This is a genomic window from Bradyrhizobium sp. MOS002 (genome assembly GCF_003020115.1).
Taxonomy (GTDB): domain Bacteria; phylum Pseudomonadota; class Alphaproteobacteria; order Rhizobiales; family Xanthobacteraceae; genus Bradyrhizobium.
This window is the reverse complement of the sequence record NZ_PYFX01000022.1, coordinates 67,410-88,918: the sequence shown is the minus strand read 5'-3', so window position 1 is coordinate 88,918 and position 21,509 is coordinate 67,410. Positions and strand designations below refer to the sequence as shown.

The 21,509-nt window shown below is 64.3% G+C and carries 23 protein-coding genes; 10 read left to right on the top strand and 13 right to left on the bottom strand.

The window, feature by feature from the left end; genetic code table 11:
* Both C7G41_RS33040 and C7G41_RS33035 read left to right on the top strand, forming a co-directional pair.
* Positions 1-329 (top strand): response regulator transcription factor (locus C7G41_RS33040; RefSeq protein WP_245446833.1); only part of this gene is annotated, 329 nt, incomplete at its 5' end.
* A gap of 71 nt (positions 330-400) precedes the next feature.
* On the top strand, positions 401-778 hold the full coding sequence (locus C7G41_RS33035; RefSeq protein WP_106946446.1) for a response regulator transcription factor: 378 nt from the start codon (positions 401-403) through the stop codon (positions 776-778).
* Positions 779-1,650: 872 nt separating this feature from the next.
* On the opposite strand, the gene C7G41_RS33025 is transcribed toward C7G41_RS33035, so the two are convergent.
* On the bottom strand, positions 1,651-1,968 hold the full coding sequence (locus C7G41_RS33025) for a hypothetical protein (RefSeq protein WP_373681178.1): 318 nt from the start codon (positions 1,966-1,968) through the stop codon (positions 1,651-1,653).
* Positions 1,969-2,328: 360 nt separating this feature from the next.
* Between C7G41_RS33025 and C7G41_RS33020 the strand changes: the two genes are divergently transcribed.
* Positions 2,329-2,586 carry a DUF2798 domain-containing protein gene (locus C7G41_RS33020; protein ID WP_106946444.1) on the top strand — a complete coding sequence of 86 codons (258 nt, stop codon included), beginning with the start codon at positions 2,329-2,331 and terminating at the stop codon, positions 2,584-2,586.
* A 50-nt stretch (positions 2,587-2,636) separates the two neighbouring features.
* Here the strand turns inward: C7G41_RS33020 and C7G41_RS33015 are convergent, their stop codons facing one another.
* The 3 genes from C7G41_RS33015 to C7G41_RS33005 form a co-directional block, all read right to left on the bottom strand.
* On the bottom strand, positions 2,637-4,424 hold the full coding sequence (locus C7G41_RS33015) for a chloride channel protein (RefSeq protein WP_106946443.1): 1,788 nt from the start codon (positions 4,422-4,424) through the stop codon (positions 2,637-2,639).
* Positions 4,425-4,436: 12 nt separating this feature from the next.
* Complete coding sequence (locus C7G41_RS33010) at positions 4,437-5,090, bottom strand: L-fuculose-phosphate aldolase (protein ID WP_199198740.1); 654 nt, start codon at positions 5,088-5,090, stop codon at positions 4,437-4,439.
* Positions 5,091-5,249: 159 nt separating this feature from the next.
* Positions 5,250-5,876, bottom strand: a complete 627-nt coding sequence (locus C7G41_RS33005) for a MarC family protein (protein ID WP_106946442.1) — start codon at positions 5,874-5,876, stop codon at positions 5,250-5,252.
* Between the two features lie 89 nt (positions 5,877-5,965).
* Here C7G41_RS33005 and C7G41_RS33000 point away from each other — a divergent pair, with 89 nt between their 5' ends.
* From C7G41_RS33000 to C7G41_RS38030, 5 genes are all read left to right on the top strand, one after another.
* A complete protein-coding gene (locus tag C7G41_RS33000) occupies positions 5,966-6,172 on the top strand; it encodes a hypothetical protein (protein ID WP_106946441.1) in 207 nt (68 codons plus the stop codon).
* A gap of 100 nt (positions 6,173-6,272) precedes the next feature.
* Positions 6,273-6,839, top strand: coding sequence for a ferritin-like domain-containing protein (locus tag C7G41_RS32995; protein WP_106946440.1), 567 nt, complete (start codon positions 6,273-6,275; stop codon positions 6,837-6,839).
* A 154-nt stretch (positions 6,840-6,993) separates the two neighbouring features.
* A complete protein-coding gene (locus C7G41_RS32990) occupies positions 6,994-7,377 on the top strand; it encodes an Hsp20/alpha crystallin family protein (protein WP_007601432.1) in 384 nt (127 codons plus the stop codon).
* Positions 7,378-7,385: 8 nt separating this feature from the next.
* Positions 7,386-9,791, top strand: a complete 2,406-nt coding sequence (lon, locus tag C7G41_RS32985; protein WP_106946439.1) for an endopeptidase La — start codon at positions 7,386-7,388, stop codon at positions 9,789-9,791.
* 5 nt (positions 9,792-9,796) lie between these two features.
* Positions 9,797-9,952, top strand: coding sequence for a hypothetical protein (locus C7G41_RS38030; protein WP_199198739.1), 156 nt, complete (start codon positions 9,797-9,799; stop codon positions 9,950-9,952).
* 70 nt (positions 9,953-10,022) lie between these two features.
* On the opposite strand, the gene C7G41_RS32980 is transcribed toward C7G41_RS38030, so the two are convergent.
* The 9 genes from C7G41_RS32980 to C7G41_RS32945 form a co-directional block, all read right to left on the bottom strand.
* A complete protein-coding gene (locus tag C7G41_RS32980) occupies positions 10,023-10,325 on the bottom strand; it encodes an HU family DNA-binding protein (RefSeq protein ID WP_007601427.1) in 303 nt (100 codons plus the stop codon).
* 280 nt (positions 10,326-10,605) lie between these two features.
* Positions 10,606-11,838, bottom strand: coding sequence for an acetyl-CoA C-acetyltransferase (locus tag C7G41_RS32975; protein WP_106946438.1), 1,233 nt, complete (start codon positions 11,836-11,838; stop codon positions 10,606-10,608).
* 145 nt (positions 11,839-11,983) lie between these two features.
* A complete protein-coding gene (locus tag C7G41_RS32970) occupies positions 11,984-13,447 on the bottom strand; it encodes a GH1 family beta-glucosidase (RefSeq protein ID WP_106946437.1) in 1,464 nt (487 codons plus the stop codon).
* An 866-nt stretch (positions 13,448-14,313) separates the two neighbouring features.
* The gene (locus C7G41_RS32960; RefSeq protein WP_199198738.1) at positions 14,314-14,721 is read right to left on the bottom strand and encodes a hypothetical protein; all 408 of its coding nucleotides are present in this window, start codon (positions 14,719-14,721) and stop codon (positions 14,314-14,316) included.
* A gap of 61 nt (positions 14,722-14,782) precedes the next feature.
* On the bottom strand, positions 14,783-14,950 hold the full coding sequence (locus tag C7G41_RS38025) for a hypothetical protein (RefSeq protein ID WP_199198737.1): 168 nt from the start codon (positions 14,948-14,950) through the stop codon (positions 14,783-14,785).
* Between the two features lie 165 nt (positions 14,951-15,115).
* Positions 15,116-15,349, bottom strand: a complete 234-nt coding sequence (locus C7G41_RS38020) for a hypothetical protein (protein WP_027566566.1) — start codon at positions 15,347-15,349, stop codon at positions 15,116-15,118.
* On the bottom strand, positions 15,346-15,645 hold the full coding sequence (locus C7G41_RS38015) for a hypothetical protein (protein ID WP_199198736.1): 300 nt from the start codon (positions 15,643-15,645) through the stop codon (positions 15,346-15,348). Before C7G41_RS38015 ends, C7G41_RS38020 begins: the two co-directional genes overlap by 4 nt.
* A gap of 151 nt (positions 15,646-15,796) precedes the next feature.
* Positions 15,797-18,289 (bottom strand): TonB-dependent receptor, encoded by a 2,493-nt coding sequence (locus tag C7G41_RS32950; protein ID WP_106946436.1) that lies wholly within the window; start codon positions 18,287-18,289, stop codon positions 15,797-15,799.
* A gap of 163 nt (positions 18,290-18,452) precedes the next feature.
* On the bottom strand, positions 18,453-19,811 hold the full coding sequence (locus tag C7G41_RS32945) for a histidine kinase (protein WP_106946435.1): 1,359 nt from the start codon (positions 19,809-19,811) through the stop codon (positions 18,453-18,455).
* A 145-nt stretch (positions 19,812-19,956) separates the two neighbouring features.
* Here C7G41_RS32945 and C7G41_RS32940 point away from each other — a divergent pair, with 145 nt between their 5' ends.
* Positions 19,957-20,577 carry a response regulator transcription factor gene (locus C7G41_RS32940; protein WP_106946434.1) on the top strand — a complete coding sequence of 207 codons (621 nt, stop codon included), beginning with the start codon at positions 19,957-19,959 and terminating at the stop codon, positions 20,575-20,577.
* A gap of 70 nt (positions 20,578-20,647) precedes the next feature.
* On the top strand, positions 20,648-21,493 hold the full coding sequence (gene fghA / locus C7G41_RS32935) for an S-formylglutathione hydrolase (RefSeq protein ID WP_106946456.1): 846 nt from the start codon (positions 20,648-20,650) through the stop codon (positions 21,491-21,493).
* Positions 21,494-21,509: the final 16 nt, after the last annotated feature.

Sequence of the window (21,509 nt, the reverse complement as noted above, 5' to 3'; positions counted from 1 at the left end):
CGTCCGACGACCTTCTTACGGCAATTGAACGGGCGTTCGCACGCCGTCGAGCCTTCCGTGAGCAACAGACCAAGCTGGATGTTGTTCGCGCCCTCATCGCCAAACTGACGCCGAGGGAGCGGCAAGTATTTGAACTGATCGTTGCTGGCAAGACCAATAAGCAGATCGGCAGTATCTTGGGAGCGGGCGAGCGGACGATCAAGGCCCATCGCCACGGGGTGATGGAGAAAATGCAGGTTCGGACCTTGGCCGAACTCGTTTCGGTTGCCGAGCGAGTTGGGGTTTTGGGTGGTATCCACGATAGCCAACAGACGGCTTCATTGTCCTAAGGGCCAGTAGATCCGGGACCCGACTCAACATAGAGACCGTCGCGTTCCCGCCATTCATTGGAGCGCATTTTATGCACGCTTCAAATCAGCAAGTTGTTGTCGTGGATGACGATCCCGCATTGCTGCGGAGCATAGGACGGCTGCTGCGGCAATACGGGTACCGCAGCGTGTTGCTTCCCTCTGCGGAAGCCTTTGAAAATCTCCACGATTTCGGCAGCGTTGTTTGTGTCCTTCTCGACATCAACTTGGGCGACAGGTCAGGCATAGAGCTGAGGCATGACCTCACAACAGCGCACAATTCTGTGCCGGTCATCTTCATGACTGGGAACGACACCCCCGCCGTTCGCACAGCTGCGGTACTCTCAGGATGTCTCGCCTACCTCACGAAGCCGTTCTCGGCACGGTCGCTAATGGAGCCGCTCGCGAGCGCCTCAGCCGCTTGGCCCTGAGCGTCATCGCCAGCGCTCGCAACGACCGGCGGCATCAGGCGCAACGGCTCGCCGCCCCTAGCGGACGGCATTACGGTTCGCGCCATCACCACGGCGCGGTGGAGCACGGGCTTCGCTCCAAGAGCAAGGCTGACACGATGATAAGCAGAACCGAATTAGAGAGTCCTACCGTGCGCCGCCGCACCGGGCCACAAGGATCAGCGCGCAAGCCCGGCCATCGCATCCAGCAGGCCCGCGATCCTTCCGAGCCACCGGGCGCAACCGGGCCAGGTCTGAACCTCGCGCGGGCGCAGCCCCAACTCTCGCCTTAAAACGGCAGCATGTGAAACTAGGGCCTAATAGGGCCGGGCGCTTACCAGCGGGATACGGCGCCGCGCGCCGATCCTGCTAAGCCGTTCATTGGTCGAGGCTTTTTAGTTTTCCCCGACCGCCCGAAATGACTGGACGCCAGGACCACACGGTTTTGCCGTACGCACGGCCCGCCATTTCGCCACCGGTTTCGACGACATTGTGCACGTTGCCGCCGACCTGATGACGAGACGAAGCCTAGCAGCGCCGCTCGTCGGCACGAAGCCTTGGGCTCACGGAGAGCAATCCGCCCCGCCCACACCTCTCGTACCCGAACGCTGCCGCGTCCACCGCAAGCCCGGCTCGCGAACGTGACGACCACAAGATCGCCCCTCAAGGATGAACCGGGATGCGCGACACATACGCCAAAACCGAATTTCGGTAAAGCGGAATATATTTACCGGAGGGGATTGACGCACCCGCGACACAGGTCGCGCAATGAGACGCCTCCCGCAGAAGCAACAAGGGGCGGTGCAAAACACCGCCCCTTTGGCGCGAATCGAGACTGAGGCGAAGACAGGCGCCTAATACTGCTGATAATAGCCACGCGGACCATAGTAGGGGCCGCCGCCGTAATATCCCTGGCCGCCGTAGTAAGGACCGCGGCCGTAATTATAGCGTTCCTCGTAGTACTCCTGGCGCCTGCTCTCTGCGATCGCGCCGCCGATCAGACCTGCCGCCACGCCCATGAAGGCGAGACCTGCAGCGTTCGGACCTCGTCGATAATAGCGGTGCCGGCGAGCGGCGCTGAAATCGGTGGCAGCCGGAGCGGCCGGGCTCGCGGCAGCGGCCTTGCTGGGCGCGGGCGAGTTGGCAGCCGAAGGCGTGATAGAGGCCGTCATCAGAGCGAGACTTGCGAAAGCCACCAACACAACGTTGCGGCCGGCTGCAGAAATCCTCGGTCCTTTATTCATGGTGACCTTCCCTGTTCTCGCTCAAAGCGACATAATCAAACAAGACTTAATGCACAAACCACTGAAATGGTTTCGCGATCGCGGCAATCTGCCACGCTTTGAACGATTGTAAACCGAACGTCCAGATCCAGCTTGAACCATCCAACATGAGCGGATAATGAACAGACGCACCGTTTTTCGGTCGCCGTAAGCGTTTTACGTGAACCAACGCATCAACCGACGCCGTCGGGATCGATGCCATTTGCAGGTTCAACGTGACTGACGCGTCCTATTCCAAAGAGAAACCAGATGATTGCGGTTCGCAAACTGCCGGCGCGCTATGCGCCGATCGTGATGCCATTCGTGCTGTCCATCCTCATGACGGCCGTGGTGTCGGTCATTTCCACCTTCCGAAGCCTCGGCGCAACGCCGGCGTTTCTCGCGACCTGGCCGGGCGCCTGGGCACTGTCATGGCTCGTTGCCTTTCCGACGCTGCTGATGGTGCTGCCCCTGGTCCGCCGGATCGTGGCCAGCCTCGTCGCGGCTCCCTCCCAACCGGGCCGGTAGCAGGCGCGGACGGCGGCGCATGATGCACGCCGTCCCGCTTCCGCATGACCTTACGACAGCGCGCCGAGGACGCCGCGCGTCGCCTTGTCGATTTCCTCGACATAGCGGCGCCGGACGAAGGTCTCGGTGAGGAAGCCGACCACCTTGCGGCTGTCGGTGGAATCGACCACCGCCAGCATCTCGGCCTCCGCCTCGTCGAACACCGCCATCGCCGACTTCACGTTCATTTCCGGGATCAGCACGATCTCGGTCAGGCGCGCGAGCTCGATCACCTGGATCTCGTCGGCGATGCTGTCGAGGTCGCCGGAGAACAGATCGGGCAGCAGGACGAGGCCGACATATTCGTCCGCATTGTTGACGATGACGATCCCGGGGCGCGAGCCCAGCGCGAATTCGCGGCGGACCGCCGCGATCGTCGTGGTCGACGGCACCTTGCCGACATCGGAGCGCATCAGCCGCTCGACGGTGAGGTTGCGCAGCCAGCCGACGTCGTTGGCGCTGCGGATGGTCTCGCCGCGCAGATGCAGGCGCCAGGTCGAGAAGGAGTGCCCGAACATGAAGCGGACGCAGATCGAGGTGACGATGCAGCCGGCGAGCACCACGGCGGTGACGTCGACATTGCGGGTCATCTCGAGCACGAGGAACGACATGGTCAAGGGACCGCCGACGATGGCGACGCCGAGCGTCGCCATGCCCGTCAGCATCGCGACCAGCGGATCGATCACGAAGTTCGGGCTGATCAAGACCAGCACCGCGGCAAAGAACTTTCCGATCAGGCTCCCGACGAACAGCGAGGCAAAGAACAGCCCGCCGCGGAAGCCGGAGGCGAGCGAGATCAGGCAGGCCGTCACCTTCAAGGCGATGATCAGCGCGATCAGGCCGATCGTCATGTCGTGAAAGAGATCGAGCACCATCGCGCCGTGGCCGGCCGCCAGCACCTGCGGCGTGACAATCGCAAAGCCGCCGACGATGAGGCCGCCGATCACGGGGCGCAGCCAGACCGGCAGCCATTTGAACAGGCGCTCGAACATCGAGGACGAGCGCATCACGGCGATGCCGACGCCGCTGGTGACGAGGGCGAGCCCGATCAGCGCCAGATATTGCTCGACGCCGACGGCGCTGACCTTGGGTATTTCGAGCGAGTATGGCGCGCCGCCGAGCCATTGCGCGGTCAGCGCACCGGCGAGCGAGGCGGCGAGGATCGGCGCGGCGCTGCCGACCGAATAGACGCCGACGATCAGCTCACAGGCGTAGAAGGCGCCCGTGATCGGTGCACCGAAGGCCGCCGCGATCGCCGCAGCGGCGCCGCAGCCAACGATCAGGCGCAGATCGTTGCGGCGTAGATTGAAGAACTTGCCGAGCAGCGAGGCGATGCCCGAGCCGATCTGGGTATAGCCCGCCTCGAGGCCGACGGAGGCGCCGCAACCGTTCGAGATCAACGTCTGGCTCGACACAACCACACTGTCGCGCATCGACAGATTGCCGCCACGCAGCGCGTTCGCCTCGATCGGATCGACCGCACTGGAGAGCTTGAGCCGTCGCCGCCACCACTCCATGATGCCGAGCGACAATCCGCCCAGCGCGGGCGCGATCAGCGCAGCCCAGGGACTAACGCTGGTATTGGCAGACAGGCGGACATCGATGGGAATGCCGTAGATCACCATATGGGCAATCTGTGCAATCTCGGCCATCAGTGTCACGATGGCGCCGGCAAGCGTGCCGATCACCAGCGCCAGCGGGATCAGATAGAATTCGTTGCTGCGCAGCAGCGCCCGCAGCCGAACCATGACGCGGTTCGTCCCCTTGCGGTCGGCGAGATGTCTGATCCGCAGGAACACTTTCTGTCCGCCCTACCCTTCCGACATGCCGTAACCGGACATGCGCTGGCGGACCCGTTCGATCTCGGCGCTCGACAGCAGCGGCGGCTCTCCGATCTGGAGACAGCCGTGATATTGCCGCGCCAGCGTCTCGACCTCGACGGCGAGCCACATCGCCTTGTCCAACGACTTGCCGATCGCGATCATGCCGTGATGGTCGAGCAGGCAGGCAAGCCGGCCCTCCAGCGCCTGCACTGCGTGTTCGGACAACTCCACCGTTCCGAAGGTGGCATAGGGCGCGCAGCGGATGCTGTCGCCGCCGGCGACCGCGATCATGTAGTGCACGGGCGGGATCTCCCGGCCCATGATCGCCAGAATGGTGCAATAGGTCGGATGGGCGTGGACGACGGCGTCGATTTCGGGCCGGGCCTTCAGGATGTCGCGGTGGAAGCGCCACTCGCTGGACGGCTTGTGAGCGGGCGCGTGCGAGCCGTCCATCGTCATGAACACGATCTGGTCCGGCGTCATGGCGTCGTACGCCACGCTGGTCGGCGTGACCAGAAGCCCGTCCGCATGTCGGACGCTGATATTGCCCGAGGTGCCCTGGTTGATGCCGAGCGCGTTCATGCGGCGGCAGGCGTCGATGATGGCCTGTCTCTTGTCGAGCTCGTCCGCTGTCATCGACATCTCGATTTCCTGACGATGGGCGCCTGTCAGACGGGGAGTACGTCAAAGCAATGTGGCAGCGCAAGAGAAAGAGGACCGGATCGCGCACGATCCCGTCAGCCGCCTCATGGCATCATGAAATAAACATGAAAATCAAACTATTAACAGACTGTCGCAGGTCTACGGCAGGCCCGCCCGTACGGCCGCGATTCCGTTGATCACGAACTGCACCGAATAGGCGGCGAGCAACATGCCGAGCACGCGCGACAGCACCGCATTTCCGGTGCGCCCGAGGGTGCGGGCAATCAGGCTCGCCGAGACAAAGCAGAGCATGCAGAGCAGGCACACCGCGAGCACGACCGCGATGATGATCGCGAGCCTCGGCCCGTAGCCGGCATCGCCGGTCAGGAGCAGCGTGGTCGCGATCGCGCCCGGACCGGCCATCATCGGGATCGCCAACGGGAATACCGCGACGTCGGAGGCATGCTCCGAGGTTGCCTTGTCGGCCACGCGGGCCTCGCGATGCGGACGGTCGCCGAAGATCATCTGGTAGGACACGCCGAACAGCAGCAGCCCGCCGGCGATCTGGAAGGCGGGGATGCCGATCCCGAGCTGGCGCAGCAACCAGTTTCCGATCAGCGCGATCACCACCAGGATCGACGCCGCAATCAGCGGCGCGCGCAGCGCGATGGTGCGTTTTGTCTTGTCGGGCATGCCTCCGGTCGCAGCGAGGAAAGCCGGCGCAAGGCCCACGGGATCGATCACGAGCAACAGCGTCACGAACGCGGACAGGGTGAAGTCGATCATGTCTCGGTGGGCTCTCTGGACGCAGGAACGATGGCTGGCGGACTGACTTAGCCCGGAAGAACCGCTTTGGAAATCACCGGAGATGCACAATGAGCGACAGTGGAATTGGAATGTTGCTGGGCCAGCTTTCGAGCAACCTGCTCTGGCTCTGGTTCATCGGAGCCTTCGTGCTCGGTGCGGTCCTCGTCTACGGCGTGGCGAAGGCGGGCCGCCTGCGGCGCCGCGAGCGCGAACAGCTCGACCGCAACACCGAGGCGCGGCAGCGGCAGGAAGATCCCTACAAGCGCCCGACCTGAGCGCAAGCTGCAGTTTGGAACTTTCGTTCTCCGAAAGCTTTTGATCGCCTGAGGATTGCGGAAGGCGATGCCTTCGCGTGTCACCTCAAGAGGAGGATGTATGGCCAAACGAGCAAAGAAGCGCACAACCAAGAAATCGTCGACGGGCCGCGCCCGTCAGGCGCCGAAGATGTTGAGCGACCTATTCCTGGAGACGCTCAAAGACATCTATTTCGCCGAGAACAAGATCATCAAGACCTTGCCCAAGATGGCCAAGGCTGCCAACTCGAAGCAGCTCGCGGCGGCTTTCAACAAGCACCTGCGCGAAACGCAGGGCCAGGTCAAACGTCTGGACCAGATCTTCAAGATGCTGGGCAAGCCGGCCCGCGGCAAGCCTTGCGAAGCGATCAACGGCATCACCGACGAAGGCGCCGAGATCATGAAGGAGTTCAAGAACGCGCCTGCGCTCGACGCCGGCCTGCTCGCAGCCGCGCAGGCGGTCGAGCACTACGAGATCTCCCGCTACGGCACGCTGCGCACCTGGGCCGAGGAGCTCGGCATGCAGGACGCCGCAAGGCTGCTGCAGGCGACGCTGGACGAGGAAGAGGCGACCGATCACGCGCTGACCGAGCTCGCCACCTCCGTGATCAACCTCGAGGCGGAAGAGGAATACCGCCAGGCGGCCTGAGCCGCATATCGCGTGACAACGAGCGCCGCGGCCCGGAAGGCCGCGGCGCTTGTCTTTTCGGATCGCACGATCCGCATGGCACCTCCGCGCCGCCGGGCTGGAATTCTCGGGAACCGGCCCCATATTCAGCGTTCCCCACCGCCGAGCCCGCATCATGCAACCCAAAAATCCCCTCGACTGGATGCTGTCCGAAGCCCTGGACTCGCTGACCCGCGCCGAACGGCTGCGCCAGCAGTTCGGCCGCCAGGAAGCCTGCTGGGAGCCACCGATCGACGTGCTCGAAACCGAGCATGAGCTGCTGATCCTGGTCGCGCTCCCCGGCGTCAATCCCGACAATGTCGAGACTGTCATCCATGACGGCGTGCTCGTCATCTCCGGCCAGCGCACCCTTCCGCCGGAGCTTCGCAACGCCCGCATCCACCGGCTCGAACTGCCGCAGGGGCGTTTTGAGCGCCGCATTGCATTGCCCGTTGGCCGCTACGCCATCAGCCGCTTCGTGATGGACGGCTGCGTCGCGCTGCGCCTCGCCAAATCCTGAGGTCGATCATGGCCACCGAACAAATGAATACCGCACAGACCAGTCCCCAGAGCAATTCCGACGTGAAAATCCCCGAAGACGCGCTGATCATCATCCCCGTGCGCGAGATGGTGCTGTTCCCCGGCGCCATCGCGCCGATCGCGATCGCGCGGCCGAAATCGGTCGCCGCCGCGCAACAGGCGCTGCGCGAGCAGCGGCCGGTCGGCATCGTCCTGCAACGCAGCCCCGAGACCGAGGAGCCCGGACCGGACGACCTCTATCGGGTCGCGACCATCGCCAACATCGTGCGCTACATCACCGCGCCCGACGGCACTCATCACATCGTCTGCCAAGGCGTGCAGCGCGCGCGCATCCTCGACTTCCTGCCGGGGACGCCGTTCCCGGCCGCGCGAATCCAGCAGATCCCGGAGCCGACCACGAGCACGCCCGAGATCGAGGCCCGCGGGCTGAACCTGCAGCGCCAGGCCATCGAGGCGATCGAGCTGCTGCCGCAGGCGCCGCCCGAGCTGATCGCGATGTTCCAGGGCACCACCGCGCCCGGCGCGCTGGCGGACCTGGCGACCTCGTTCATGGACATCAAGCCGCAGGACAAGCAGGAGGTGCTGGAGACCATCGACCTCGCCTTGCGTGTCGAGAAGGTGTCGAAGCATCTGGCCGAACGGCTGGAGGTGCTGCGCATCAGCAACGAGATCGGCCAGCAGACCCGCGCCAGCTTCGACGAGCGGCAGCGCGAGGCGATCCTGCGCGAGCAGATGGCGACCATCCAGCGCCAGCTCGGCGAAGGCGACGGCAAGGCGGCCGAGGTCGCCGAGCTGACCGCTGCCATCGCCAAGGCCAACATGCCGCCCGAGGCGGACGCGCATGCGAAGAAGGAGCTGCGGCGCTACGAGCGCATGCCGGAGGCCGCCGGCGAGGCCGGCATGGTCCGCACTTACCTGGACTGGCTGATCGAGCTGCCGTGGGCGCTGCCTGCGGAGAAGCCCATCGACATCAAGGAAGCGCGCCGCATCCTCGACGCCGATCATTTTGGCCTGGAGAAGATCAAGAGCCGGATCATCGAATATCTGGCGGTGCGCAAGCTGGCGCCGCAGGGCAAGGCGCCGATCCTGTGCTTCGTTGGACCGCCCGGCGTCGGCAAGACCTCGCTCGGCCAATCCATCGCACGCGCGATGGATCGTCCCTTCGTGCGCGTCAGCCTCGGCGGCGTGCATGACGAGGCCGAGATCCGCGGCCATCGGCGCACCTATATCGGCGCGCTCCCCGGCAATATCATCCAGGGCATCAAGAAGGCCGGCACCCGCAACTGCATCATGATGCTGGACGAGATCGACAAGATGGGCCGCGGCGTGCAGGGCGATCCGTCCGCCGCGATGCTGGAGGTGCTCGACCCCGAGCAGAACGGGACGTTCCGGGATAATTATCTGGGCGTGCCCTTCGACCTGTCGCGCGTCGTGTTCATCGCGACCGCCAACATGCTGGACCAGATCCCGGGTCCGCTGCTGGACCGCATGGAGCTGATCAGCCTCGCCGGCTACACCGAGGATGAGAAGCTGGAGATCGCGCGGCGCTATCTGGTGCGGCGGCAGCTCGAGGCCAACGGCTTGACGCCGGAGCAAGCCGAGATCGAGCCGGAGGCGCTGAAGCTGGTGGTCAAGGGCTACACCCGAGAAGCCGGCGTGCGTAACCTCGAGCGCGAGATCGGAAAGCTGTTCCGGCACGCCGCGGTGCAGGTCGCCGAGGGCACCGCTGTCAGGGTCGTCGTGACGCCGAAGGATATCGGCACCGTGCTCGGCCAGCCGCGCTTCGAGGGCGAGATCGCGCAGCGCACCAGCATCCCGGGCGTGGCCACCGGCCTTGCCTGGACGCCGGTCGGCGGCGACATCCTGTTCATCGAGGCCTCGCGCGTATCAGGCCGCGGCGGCATGATCCTGACCGGCCAGCTCGGCGAGGTCATGCGCGAGAGCGTGCAGGCTGCGATGACGCTGGTGAAGAGCAAGGCCACGCAACTCGGCATCGATCCGCAGCTGTTCGAGAAGAGCGACATCCACGTTCACGTACCCGCGGGCGCGACCCCGAAGGACGGGCCGAGCGCGGGCGTTGCGATGTTCACGGCGCTGACGTCCCTGCTCACCAATCGCACGGTGCGCAGCGACACCGCCATGACCGGCGAGATCTCGCTGCGCGGCCTGGTGCTGCCGGTCGGCGGCATCAAGGAGAAGGTGGTGGCGGCCGCGGCCGCGGGCCTGAAGCGGGTGATGCTGCCGGCGCGCAACAAGCGGGACTACGACGACATCCCGCAGAGCGCGCGGGACAACCTCGAATTCATCTGGCTGGAGCGCGTCGACGAAGCCATCGCCGCGGCGCTCGAGCCGGCCGAGGCCAAGATCGAGGCCAAGGTCGAAGCGGCGGAGTGAATGCGATGAAAAAACTGCTGGAAAGAGCGAAACGATCCCGGACAACACAACGGCTGCGCCAGTTGCTCGATCGCGCCATCGACGGGGTTCGCGATGCGCTGGCGGCGTCAGGACCGCGGCTTCAGCCGGTCCCGGTCCGCGCGAAGCGCCGCAAGGGTTGAGCCCTCCGTCTCAAGTCCTCGCGACAGCCCCGAACAAAAGGCCCCCTCGCTCGAGGGGGCCTTTGCATTGTTAGCCCACGGCGTCCTTGGCGGCCTTGACCGGGCGGGCGCGGACGATCTTCCGGGCCGGCTTGGCCTTGAACATCATCTCTTCGCCCGTGAACGGGTTGGTGCCCTTGCGCGCCTTGGTCGCGGGCTTCTTGATGACCACGAACTTGGCGAAGCCCGGCACCAGGAACAGGCCGTTCTTCTTGAGCTCCTTGTGGCCGACGTCGGTCAGCGTCTCCATGACGCTCTTGACGTCACGCTTGGAAAGCTCGGTGGTGGTCGCGATCTTTTCGATCAGCTGCGATTTCGACATTTGGGTGGCCATCGTGTCTCCTCTGATTCGTTGACGGCTGCATATTAGACCAACCGGTGAAGGCCTATAGCCTTCTGCACAGTTTTGTCGGGGTTTTACGGGCTTTTTTGGCCCTCTGTGGCAAAAAACCCTGCTTTTTAGCCACTTCCGGAGCGGGAGAAGCCTCAGGCAGCGGATTTTACCTTGTTTCAAAGGCCCGCACGCAGCCTTGCTAAAGCTGATTCGATGCTTTCGACAAGCGACGACCGGCCTCTTTCTGAAAGGCCGGTCGCGATTCACCCTGGAAAATAAGCTAGACGCGCTCGATGATGACGGCCGGGGCCATGCCACCCGCCGCGCACATGGTGACGAGACCGCGCTTCAAGTCGCGCCGTTCGAGCTCGTCGAGCACGGTGCCGATCAGGATCGAGCCGGTGGCGCCGATGGGATGGCCGAGCGCGATCGAGCCGCCATTGACGTTGACCCTGGCGCGATCGAGCTTGAGGTCGCGGATGTATTTTTCCGCAACCACGGCAAAGGCCTCGTTGATCTCGAACAGGTCGATGTCGTCGACGGTCAGCCCCGCCTTCGCCAGCACCTTGCGCGTCGCCGGCACCGGCGCGTTCAGCATCAGCGTCGGCGAGTCCCCCATGTTCGCCATCGCGACGACGCGGGCGCGCGGCTTCAGGCCGTGCGCCCTGGCGTAAGCTGGCGAAGCCAGCAGGATCGCGGCGGCGCCGTCGACGACGCCGGACGAATTGCCGGCGTGGTGCATGAAGTCGATCTCGAGATCGGGGTACTGCTGCAGGATCAGGCCGCGATAGGTCGTGCCCTTGTCGTCGAGCGCATGGTCCGCGACCGCGGGGAACGCGGGCTTCAATGCGCCCAGCCCTTCCATCGTGGTCTGCGGCCGCGGATATTCTTCATGGTCAAGCGCGAGGCTGCCGTCCTCGCGATGCACCGGCACGAGGCTCTTCTTGAAGTGGCCGTTCGCGATCGCATGCGCGGCACGCTTCTGGCTTTCGAGGCCGAGCGCGTCGACGTCTCGTCGCGTGATGCCTTCCAGCGTCGCGATCGCGTCGGCGCAGACGCCCTGATGCGACTGCGGATGCCGCGCACGCAGGCGCAGATTGCCGTTGTCCATCATCATCGGGCCGCCGCCGCGACGCCCCTCCATCGACATCATCTCGCAGCCGCCGGCGACGACGAGGTCCTCCGTGCCCGACATGATCGAGGCCGCCGCCATGTTGACGCTGGTGATGCCGGAGCCGCAGAAGCGGTCGAGCGTCACGGCACTCGCGCGCACGTCGTAACCGGCGTCCAGCGCCGACATGCGGCCGAGATCGCCGCCTTGCGTTGCGACCTGCGCGCTGCAGCCCCAGACGATGTCGTCGACGTCGGCGGTGTCGATGCCGGTGCGCGTGGCGAGCGCGCGCAGCACGGTTGCTCCCAGCTGCTGCGGATGCATGCCCGAGAGCGCGCCCTTGCCGGCCTTGCCGACGCCGCGCGGGGTCCGGCAGGCATCGATGATGAGTGCGTCGGTCATGGGCGTTATCCTTCCCTTGAATGGTTGGAAGCGTTTTGAATCACGGGACGAAGGGAGTCAATGCGCGCTGGCGGAACCCCTCACCCTGCCATAAGCGCGAGCCGAGCTCGTCGCGCCTCCGCACGAACGGCGCGAGGGAGAGCAATCACATGCCCGCCGCGTTCTTCGCGATCACGTTGCGATAGAAGCTGGCGCTGAGTTTCGGCGTCCGCACCTGGGTGTCGAAATTGACGTGGTAGAGCCCAAAGCGCTTGTTGAGCCCGAACACCCATTCGAAATTGTCCATCAGGCTCCAGAGGAAGTAGCCGCGCACCGGCACGCCTTCGGCGGTGGCGCGCTGGAGCTGGGCGAGGTAGTTGCGCAGATACATGATGCGGTCGGTGTCGTAGATCTTGCCGTCGGGCGTCACGACGTCGTCGCCGGAGGTGCCGTTCTCGCTGATATAGATCGCGTCCGTCTTCCAGATCTTCGCCGCCAGCTTCGGCACCCAGTAGATCGTCTCGGGTCCGACGCGCAGCCAGTCCGAATTCATGTGCGGGAACGATTTCGGGATTGGCAGCGGCATGAAGCCCGCGCCCTGGTCGGAGGCCACCACGTAGTTCTGCGGCGCGTAGATGTTGAGGCCGAGGAAATCGACCGGCGAGGAGACGATCTTCAGCTCCGCATCGGTGTATTTCGGCGCGTCGCGCCCGGCGAATTTCAGGAAGGCGTCGGTGTACTGGCCCGTCATGATGACGTTGAGGTAGCCGGCGTTCATCTCGCGCAGCGCGATCTCGGCGGCGCGGACGTTCTCGGGCGTATCGATCGCGGGCGCGCAGGCATCGATGTTCTCGGCCGGTCCCACCCTGGTGCCGCGGCGTCCATGGGCGCGTACCGCCTGCACCGCGAGCCCGTGCGCGAGCGCGCTGTTGTGCCTGATCTGGTTGACCTCGGCTTGCGGCAGTGTCACGCCCGGCGCGTCGATACCGATGCCGTAACCGAAATGGACGAAGCGACCGCTCTCGTTCAGTGTGAATACGTTCTTGACGCGATCAGTCAGATGCTCGGCGACATAGGCCGCGTAATCACCGAAGATCTTGCAGGTCTCCGTCGAGCGCCAGCCGCCAAACCGGTCCTGGAGCGATTGCGGCAGGTCCCAATGATAGAGCGTCAGCCACGGCTCGATGCCGTTCTTGAGGAGCTCGTCGACCAGGCGGTTGTAGAAGTCGAGCCCCTTCGGGTTCGGCTTGCCGTCGCCGTCCGGAAACAGCCGCGGCCAGGCCACCGAGAAGCGATAGGCCTTGCAGCCGAGCTCCCTGATGAGCGCGATGTCCTCCTTGTAGCGGTGATAGTGCTCGTTGGCGCGGTCGCCGGTGCTGCCGTCCTCGATCTTGCCGGGGATGCGGACGAACTTGTCCCAGATCGAGACCCCTCGACCGTCCTCATTGACCGCGCCCTCGACCTGATAGGACGAGGTCGCCGTGCCCCAGACGAAGCCCGGTGGAAAGCCGTCCCCGCTCCGCGGCGGCGATGCGGGCTTGGCGTCCGCCCCCCCAAGAGGATCGGCAATTCCGGCCGCGGACAATCCCGCCAGCGTGGCGAACTGGCGACGCGAGACCTTGTCCGACATTAATACTGCTCCGGGGTGATGCTCTGGCGGCGGCACCATGGCGAATCGCGGGTCGTTTGAGAAGCGGGCGAGCCGAGGGCTGAGGATGCAGAATTGCCGAATGCGACAAAGTTGTCCGAAAGGGGCCACGGTGACCGTCGGCCGACCTCCCCTAAAGCCGAAATACCAGCCCCACCGTCATTCGAATTCCCAGCTCAATCCGGCGAGGAAGTTGTCAGTTCCCCTCGATACGAGGGCCCGCAGGCTCATATAATGCCAAAAACCGCTCGGAAATTGCGACCAAAGTTCGCAAATATGGCGTATGGTGCAGCCATCGCCGATCCGCTCTGGGCGATTGTCTGTCCGCACCGGTCAAGCAAGAGAACGACTGACTTATGACGCGGTTTGGCCGCATCAGACTATGGTAACCTCTTCCGCTTGACCAAGCGCCTGTCCTGCCAGGGATACGACGACTGCCCCCGCGTCAGAGCCACTGTGAATTCGAGGTAGATATATGTCGTATGCCTACAAGCTGAATGAAGACGTTCGCCACCAGCCCCAAGGCCCACAAGGACGTGCCGCAACTGAGCCACCGATGATTTACACCATCGTCCAGCATATGCCCATCGAGTCCGATGGACGCCTCCGATACCGCATCAAGTGCAAGTCGGAGAAAATTGAGCGAGTCGTCACGGAAGATCAGCTTTCGTATTCGCAGTGATCTGCTTGACGACGGTGGGAGTCTGGCGCGGATGAATTGGCTCGGAGCTGCCACGATCAACGACGGGACCGTTCTCGTTGCTTGGCGGGCCTGATTCCGGAATGTCTGCCTTGGTCAGGAGCAGACATGAGGTACGTCCGCCGCGCTGGCGCGCGGGCTTTCGCGATCAGCGCGAGTGCTTCGGCAATTTTGGCAGCTTGTCGGGGTTGAACGGCGCCACCCGTCGGGTTCGTTCAGGTGCGGGCGCCTGCTGTTCCGTCAGCATCAGCGTGCCCTCGAGGATCATTCCCGGCACTTGCGCTGCCGTCGCCGTGTAGGTCGCGACCTTGCCCGGGCAGTTTCCCTCGATGTCCAGCGTGAGCTCGTCGTCGACGCCGAAGACCGTTGCGCGTCCGTCGGTATGGCGCTTCGTCGACACCGTGGCGGTGAAGCGATCTCCGTCGACCTTGCAGGAACCGTGATAGGTCATCAGGCTGTCGCAGCCCCAGATCTGTCCGTCTGCGACATGGACGATCCCGGTACCCTGATCGAGCGGCGTCTTGTACCACGCCGCATAGGTGCCGTCCTTCAACATGGGAGCAGCCTCCCCTGGCATTCCCTCGCGCATCATCCACACGATCAGCGCTAACAAAGCGTTAATCGCGCGGCCCGTGCCAATCCGGGCTGTCCCTGCGCAGCTCGGCTTCGAGGTCCTCGATGATGCCGTGAAGCAGACACGCGGCCAACGGATCGGTCACTTCGCGTTCCAAACGCCGGTAACGCGCGATCTGAAATTCCTGCTCTCTCAACTGGCGCTCTGTCATCGGACGGGCCCTCCGACGAACCGACGCACAGACAGCCAAGTCGTTTCGTTACAATTTTAAGATCATTCGCTATGGTTTCCGATCGGTAAAATCAACCCGACGCCAAGCTTCGCCAGTGGGCGGGATCATCGGACGTGTCAAAGGTCGATACGCTGACATGCGCTGTCACGGCACCTCGCCGTTGTTGCGACTTCCACCGATGCTGTGCGGCTTGTTGAGGAAGAACTCCCGGTTGCCGAGAGCCGCCTCCGCGTACTGGTCGATCGCGACCTGGATGGCCTCGATGTGCATGCGGCACCAGCCCTCGAGGCAGGACAGGCGCCGCGCATGATGGAGAGCCTTCAGAAATTCCGGGGGCTCCGGCATGTCGGAGAAGTAGGTCGGCCTCTCCCCCTTCATGCCCGTGCCATCTCTCGCGGCGGAGCAAGGCGGCGCTTCTCAACGCCAACGCGCGATGGCATCGGTCGCCGGCGGGGAACGAAGAGGTTGGCGACGACGATCGGGTCGGTGTCTCCGAGCGCGGCCCGCTCCTGAACGAGGCCGCTCATCACCGCGCGCATCTTCATGACCTCCCCCGCAACGAAGCTGCAGTCCTCGTCCCTGTTGATCTGCTCATGCATGATCGCCTCTGCCTCACGCATGCTAACGCGTAACGCCCTGATGATCCTGCGGATTTCGTTGATGCGGTTGTCCATGGCTCGCTCCCTTGGCTGGACGAGCAACATAAGAACAAAACATGAACAATGAGTCAATCGGCTTTAGGTAGAACACACCCGTGGCGGCACGCCGCGCCGGCGAAGACCAGCCTCCTCGTCATCCCGCATGGCCCGGGGCTTGCGAGCCGGCTCAGAACGTCACTCGCATCCCCGCATAGAATGCACGCGGCCGTGCCGGGCTGAGCGAGCGCGGGTCGGTGAACTCGGCCCCGCCATTGGTGAAGTTGGGCACGGCTTCGCGGTCGAAGAACTGTCCATAGGTCGCGTATCGCTTGTCGAAGATATTGTCGATCTTGCCGTAGAGCTGGATGTTCTTGGTCACCTGGTAGGACGTGTGCAGGTTGAACACGGTGTAGGACGGCAGCTTCGCATATTGGTTGGACTCGTCGCCGACCAGATACTGGCTGGAGACGAACAACGCGTTGCCGCCGACCTTCCAGACGTCGGTGACGGCATAGTCGACGCCGACCTTGACGCGATGGCGCGGGATGGCGGGGAGCTGGTTGCCAGGCGAGACCTGGATGTTGCCGTCACCATCGGCGAACGGGCTGTTGGAGCCGATGGACAACGCGTCGAGGAAGCGCGCGTCGACGAAAGCGTAGCTCGCCTGGAATTGAACCGTCGGCGATTTGATGTTGATTTCGGCCTCGAGGCCCTGCCGCCGGGTGCGGCCGACATTGGAAAAATAGCCAAAGCCGGTGCGGCCGGGAACGGGGATCGCGACGATGTCGTCGTAATTGGTGGCGCGGAAGCCGCCGAGCTTCCAGCCGAGCGTCCCGATGTTCAGCTCCCTGCTGCCACGCAAGCCCGCTTCCACCGTTTTGGACACGACCTGCTTCAGCGGCGGATCGGAGACGAGGAACGCGGCGATGAGACAGGGACGGGCAGGATCGGAGCAGCCGAGCTCGAGCGGCGTTGGAACGCGGTTGGCCTCGGAATAGCCGGCATAGGCCGTCAGCTCCGGCGTGATCTTGTAGGTGCCGCCGATCACCGGATTGAAACGGGTGAAGGTGTGATCGCCGTTGAGATCGGCCCCGAGCTGATCCTCCAGCGTGATGCGCGCCACGTTGAAACGGCCGCCGCCCGTCACGGCAAAGGCGTCGGTAATATTGAACGTGTCCATCGCGTACAGGCCGTTATATTGATTGACGGTCCGCAGCGAGACGGGACCGGCGACGGTGTCCGGCACGCCCGTCGGCCCCAGGAAGAGGCCGCTGCCGCTGACGACGTAGTTTTCTCCGATCGTGCCGATTTCGGCGGTGGCGTTATAGCGCGTGACGCTGGCGTCATAGGTCGCGCCCATCACGAAGCGGTTGTCGTGACCGAACAGTTGATCGGTGTTGGTGGCCTGCCCTGATACGCCGAACGTGGTCGAGCGTATCAAGCTCCGGTCGATCTCGCCGAGGATGGTCCCGGACGCGAAGGGATTGGCAAGCGGCAGGCCGTTCGTGCCGTTTGCCGGCGTCGCGCCGTCGCCGAAGCAAAGAAGACCGGCGAGCCCCGGATCGGTGCATTCCTGCGCGTCGGTCGGATTGCCATCGACGAGCTTCTGCTCGTACCTGCGCACATGCGCGGTGCCTTCGAGCGTCCAGGTCGGCGTCGCATCGACCTTGCCTGTCAGGTTGAGATAGCCGACGCGATTGGAGGTGGTCTGCGGGGTCGTGTAGGTCGCACCCCAGTATTTGTCGAGCAGCTCGGCGGGAACGGTGGCGCTGGCGCCGAAATCGTTCTTGGCGACGCCCATGTTGGCGTGGAATTCGCTGTCACCGGCCTTGTAGCCGACATCGCCGTAGAAGCGCCGCACGTCCGATTGGGAGAAATTGCGGAAGCCGCCGTCGTGCAGGCCTTCGAGCGCGGCATAGACGCCGAAGTTCTTGTCGACCGTCTTGCCCCATTGCGCCGAGCCCTGGATACGACCGAACGAGCCGCCCATGAAATCAAGCTCCGCGCCCTGATAGGTGAAACCATCCTTCATCTGCAAATTGATCGCGCCGCCCAGCGCGTTGAGGCCGAAGGCGGGATTGTTGGTCACGAGCGTCACCGACCGGATCGCCGCGGTCGGGATCAGGTCCCAGTTGACGGCGTCGGAGAAGGCTTCGTTGATGCGGACGCCGTTCTGATACACCGCGAGGCCTTGCGGCGTGCCCGTCACCGGCGAGGCAACGAAGCCGCGGAATTCGACATCCGGCTGAAACGGATTGCCGGTTACCTCACTGACGTTGACACCGGCGATGTTGTCGCGAAGCGCGTCGGTGATGTTCATCGAGCCGGTGCGCTTGATCTGGCTGGCGTCGACGGCGTTGATCGCCGACGGGACCCTGTCGACGTCAAGACCTCTGCCGGTACCCGGCGCGGTCGGGTAGACGTAGAGCCGTGTCCTCGGGCTGGCGGATGACGGCGCCCCGATGTGCGCGACCGGACGCGATGACGCGGTGCGCCGCGCCGTTGACGGCGGCGGCGCCGTCACCTCGACCGGCGGCAGGTTCTGGACGTTGGTTTCCTCGTCCGGCGCGGCCCACGCGGGCATCGCGAAAATCAACCCCGACGCAAGCCCGGTCGAAACCGAGGCCATCACCAAACGACACTTGAACCAATGAGCCTTGAACCAATGAGCCTTGCCCATCCCCTGCCTTCCCATCCGTAACCGCCGGCTGTTTTAATCTTCGCCGGTTGGTTGAGACGAGTGTAATCGGCGGCAATGAGTGCGCCAGCCACAAAAGGTCGGGCAATATCCGCACCCATTTTCCCGATCAAATCGGGAATTTTTCCCGATGATTCGGGTGTGATCAGGCCGCCGCCGTCGGAACCAGTGCCTCGACGGTCAGACCGCCATCGCCGGAGACGACGTTGAGCGTGCCGCCCAGCGCCAGGATCCGCTCGCGCATGCCGACGAGCCCGAAGCCGAGCTTCTGGCCCGGCTCCATGCCACGGCCATTGTCGCTGACCCGCACCCGGGCACAGCTGCGGCCGTCGCTTGCAGCCTGCGCTACCGGCTCGATGACGACATTGACCGAGGTCGCCCCGGCGTGGCGGAACACGTTGGTGAGCGCCTCCTGCACGATGCGGTAGATGGTGAGGTCGGCGGTCTCCCCCGTGACGCCAAGCGCCGGCGAGATCACGGTCTCGATGGCCACATCGGGATGCGATTCCCGCCACAGCCGCGACAGCGATTCCAGTGCCTGGCGCAGGCCGAGCTCGGCAAGGCCGACGGGCCGGAGACGCTCCAGCACGCGGCGATTGAACTGCTGAAGCGCGTTGATCTGCTCCAGCATGGCACTGCCGTGTTTTCGCACGGCCTCCGCACTCGGGGCGCGTCCGTCCGCCTGCTTCGCCAGCGCGCTGGCATGCGCGCGCAGCGAGAACAGATATGGCCCGAACTCGTCATGCAGCTCGCGCGCGATCTCCTTGCGCTCGACGTCCTGGAGCGACACCGTTCGCTCGGCGAGGCGCCGCTTGTCCTCGATCGCCTCGCTGAGCGTTGCCGCAAGATGATTGAGCTTGGTACAGATCGCGGCGAGCTCCGGCGCGCCGCCCGGCGCGACGCGCGCCTGATAGCGCCCGTCTTCGAGCTCGGCCATCACATCCGCCAGGGACTGGAGCGGCGCCAGGGCCCGGCCGACCACATTCATCATCATCAGGAACAGCGCCAGCGCGATCGCCGAGCCGACCTCGAGCTGGGTCACGATGGCGTCCCAGATCTCGGCAATCTCGTCGTCGGGATGGGAGGTGATCAGCAGCGAACCCGGCTTGCCATGGATCGAGACGGGTACGCTCACCGCGGTCTGCTCGGGATGAACCAGGCTGACGAACCAGGCCGGCGGTCCGCGGGTGTCGTCATCGGCGTCGGTCCGGGGCTGCGTCAGCGGACTGCCGGCTTCGTCCCGAAGCGCGATGCTGACGTGGCGCAGGCGGCTGAGGTCGCGTGCGATCTGGTTGAGCCTGGCATCCGGATCGGGCGCCTCGTTGAGATCCGCCACGATCATTTCGATGAATTCGCGCGCGAGCCGGATCACGCTCTGGTCCTCGGCCTGCACGCGGGGACCTGCCTCTGCGACCTGGCGGCCGATATTGACGGCCAGCCCCAGCGCCAGAAGCAGCGCCAGCAGCAGGTTGATGCGCCCGCGCAAGGATAGATTTTGCCACATTGGTGCCGTCCGTGCCCTCGCGAAGGATTGGCCTGCGCCTGTCCGATGACGTTGACAGAGGCGAAGCGCCCGATATCTAATCGAAAGCGTACAGCAATCCCGGCCGGGCGCGAAACAGGCCAAGACGCTGTCGCGAGGAACGCCTATGCGCATTTTGATCGTCGACGATCATCCCATCGTCGCCTCCGGCTGCCGTGCCGTGCTGGCCGACGAGGGCGAGATCGAGATTTTGGAGGCCGCCGACGCCGAAGACGGCGAGTGCGTCTTCATCGTCGAGCGCCCCGACCTCTCGATCATCGACATCAACCTGCCGACCGTGTCCGGCTTCGAGCTCGCGCGCCGTATCCTCGAGCGCGCGCCCGAGGCCCGAATCATCATGTTCAGCATGAACGACGATCCTGCTTTCGCCGCGCGTGCGATCGAGTGCGGCGCCAAGGGTTACGTCTCCAAGACCGGCGACCCCGACGATCTCGTCGAGGCGATCCGCACCGTCGGCGGCGGCGGCACCTATCTGCCGAGCGCGATCGCGCGCAGCATCGCCTTTGCGGGACCCGCGCTGGCGCAAAGCCCGCTGTCGAAGCTGAATGCGCGCGAGATGGAGATTTTGCGGCTGCTCAGCGCCGGAAAGAGTCTTTCCGAGATCGCCTGGCTGGTGCAGTCGTCCTACAAGACTGTCGCCAACACCTCGTCCATCATGCGCCAGAAGCTCGGGGTAAAAACCTCTGTCGAGCTGGTGCGGCTGGCGATCGACAGCGGCATGGCCTGACGGCCGCCACGCATTCGGTCACACAAGCGTTGCAATCCTGATGTGGTTTGATGCCACGGAGCATAACGGCATGACGATCCAGACTGTCTCGACCAATACATCCTATGGCGGCGTGCAGGGCGTGTATCGCCATGCCAGCCAGGCGACCGGAACCGACATGGTGTTCTCGGTCTATGTTCCTCCGCACGCGCAGGGCGCCAAGCTGCCCGTGGTGTGGTATCTCTCCGGCCTCACCTGCACGCACGCCAACGTCACCGAGAAGGGCGAATTCCGCAAAGCCTGCGCCGAACTCGGCCTGATCTTCGTCGCGCCCGACACCAGCCCGCGCGGCCCCGACGTACCCGGCGATGCCAATAATGCCTATGATTTCGGCTTAGGGGCCGGCTTCTATGTCGACGCGACGGAAGCGCCGTTTTCACGCAATTATCGCATGTGGAGCTACGTCACCGACGAACTGCCGAAACTCGTGGCGGAGAATTTTCCGGTCGATGCGAAGCGCCAATCGGTGATGGGCCATTCGATGGGCGGCCATGGCGCGCTGACGGTCGCGCTGCGCAACCCGCACCGTTTTCGCGCGGCCAGCGCCTTTGCGCCGATCGTGGCGCCGTCGCTCGTGCCCTGGGGCATCAAGGCGCTGACCGGCTATCTCGGTCCCAACAAGGACATTTGGCGCAGCCACGACACGGTGGCGCTGATCGAAGACGGCGCGAAATTTTCAGGCTTTCTCGTCGATGTCGGTGAGGCCGATAATTTCCTGAAAGAGCAGCTTCGTCCTGAACTGCTGCAGGCGGCCTGTGCCAAGGCCAACATCCCGCTGACGCTGCGACGACAGGCGGGCTACGACCACAGCTATTATTTCATCTCGACCTTCATGGGCGACCATCTGCACTGGCATGCGGAGCGATTGAAGGGGTGACGGCTTCTTCCTTCTC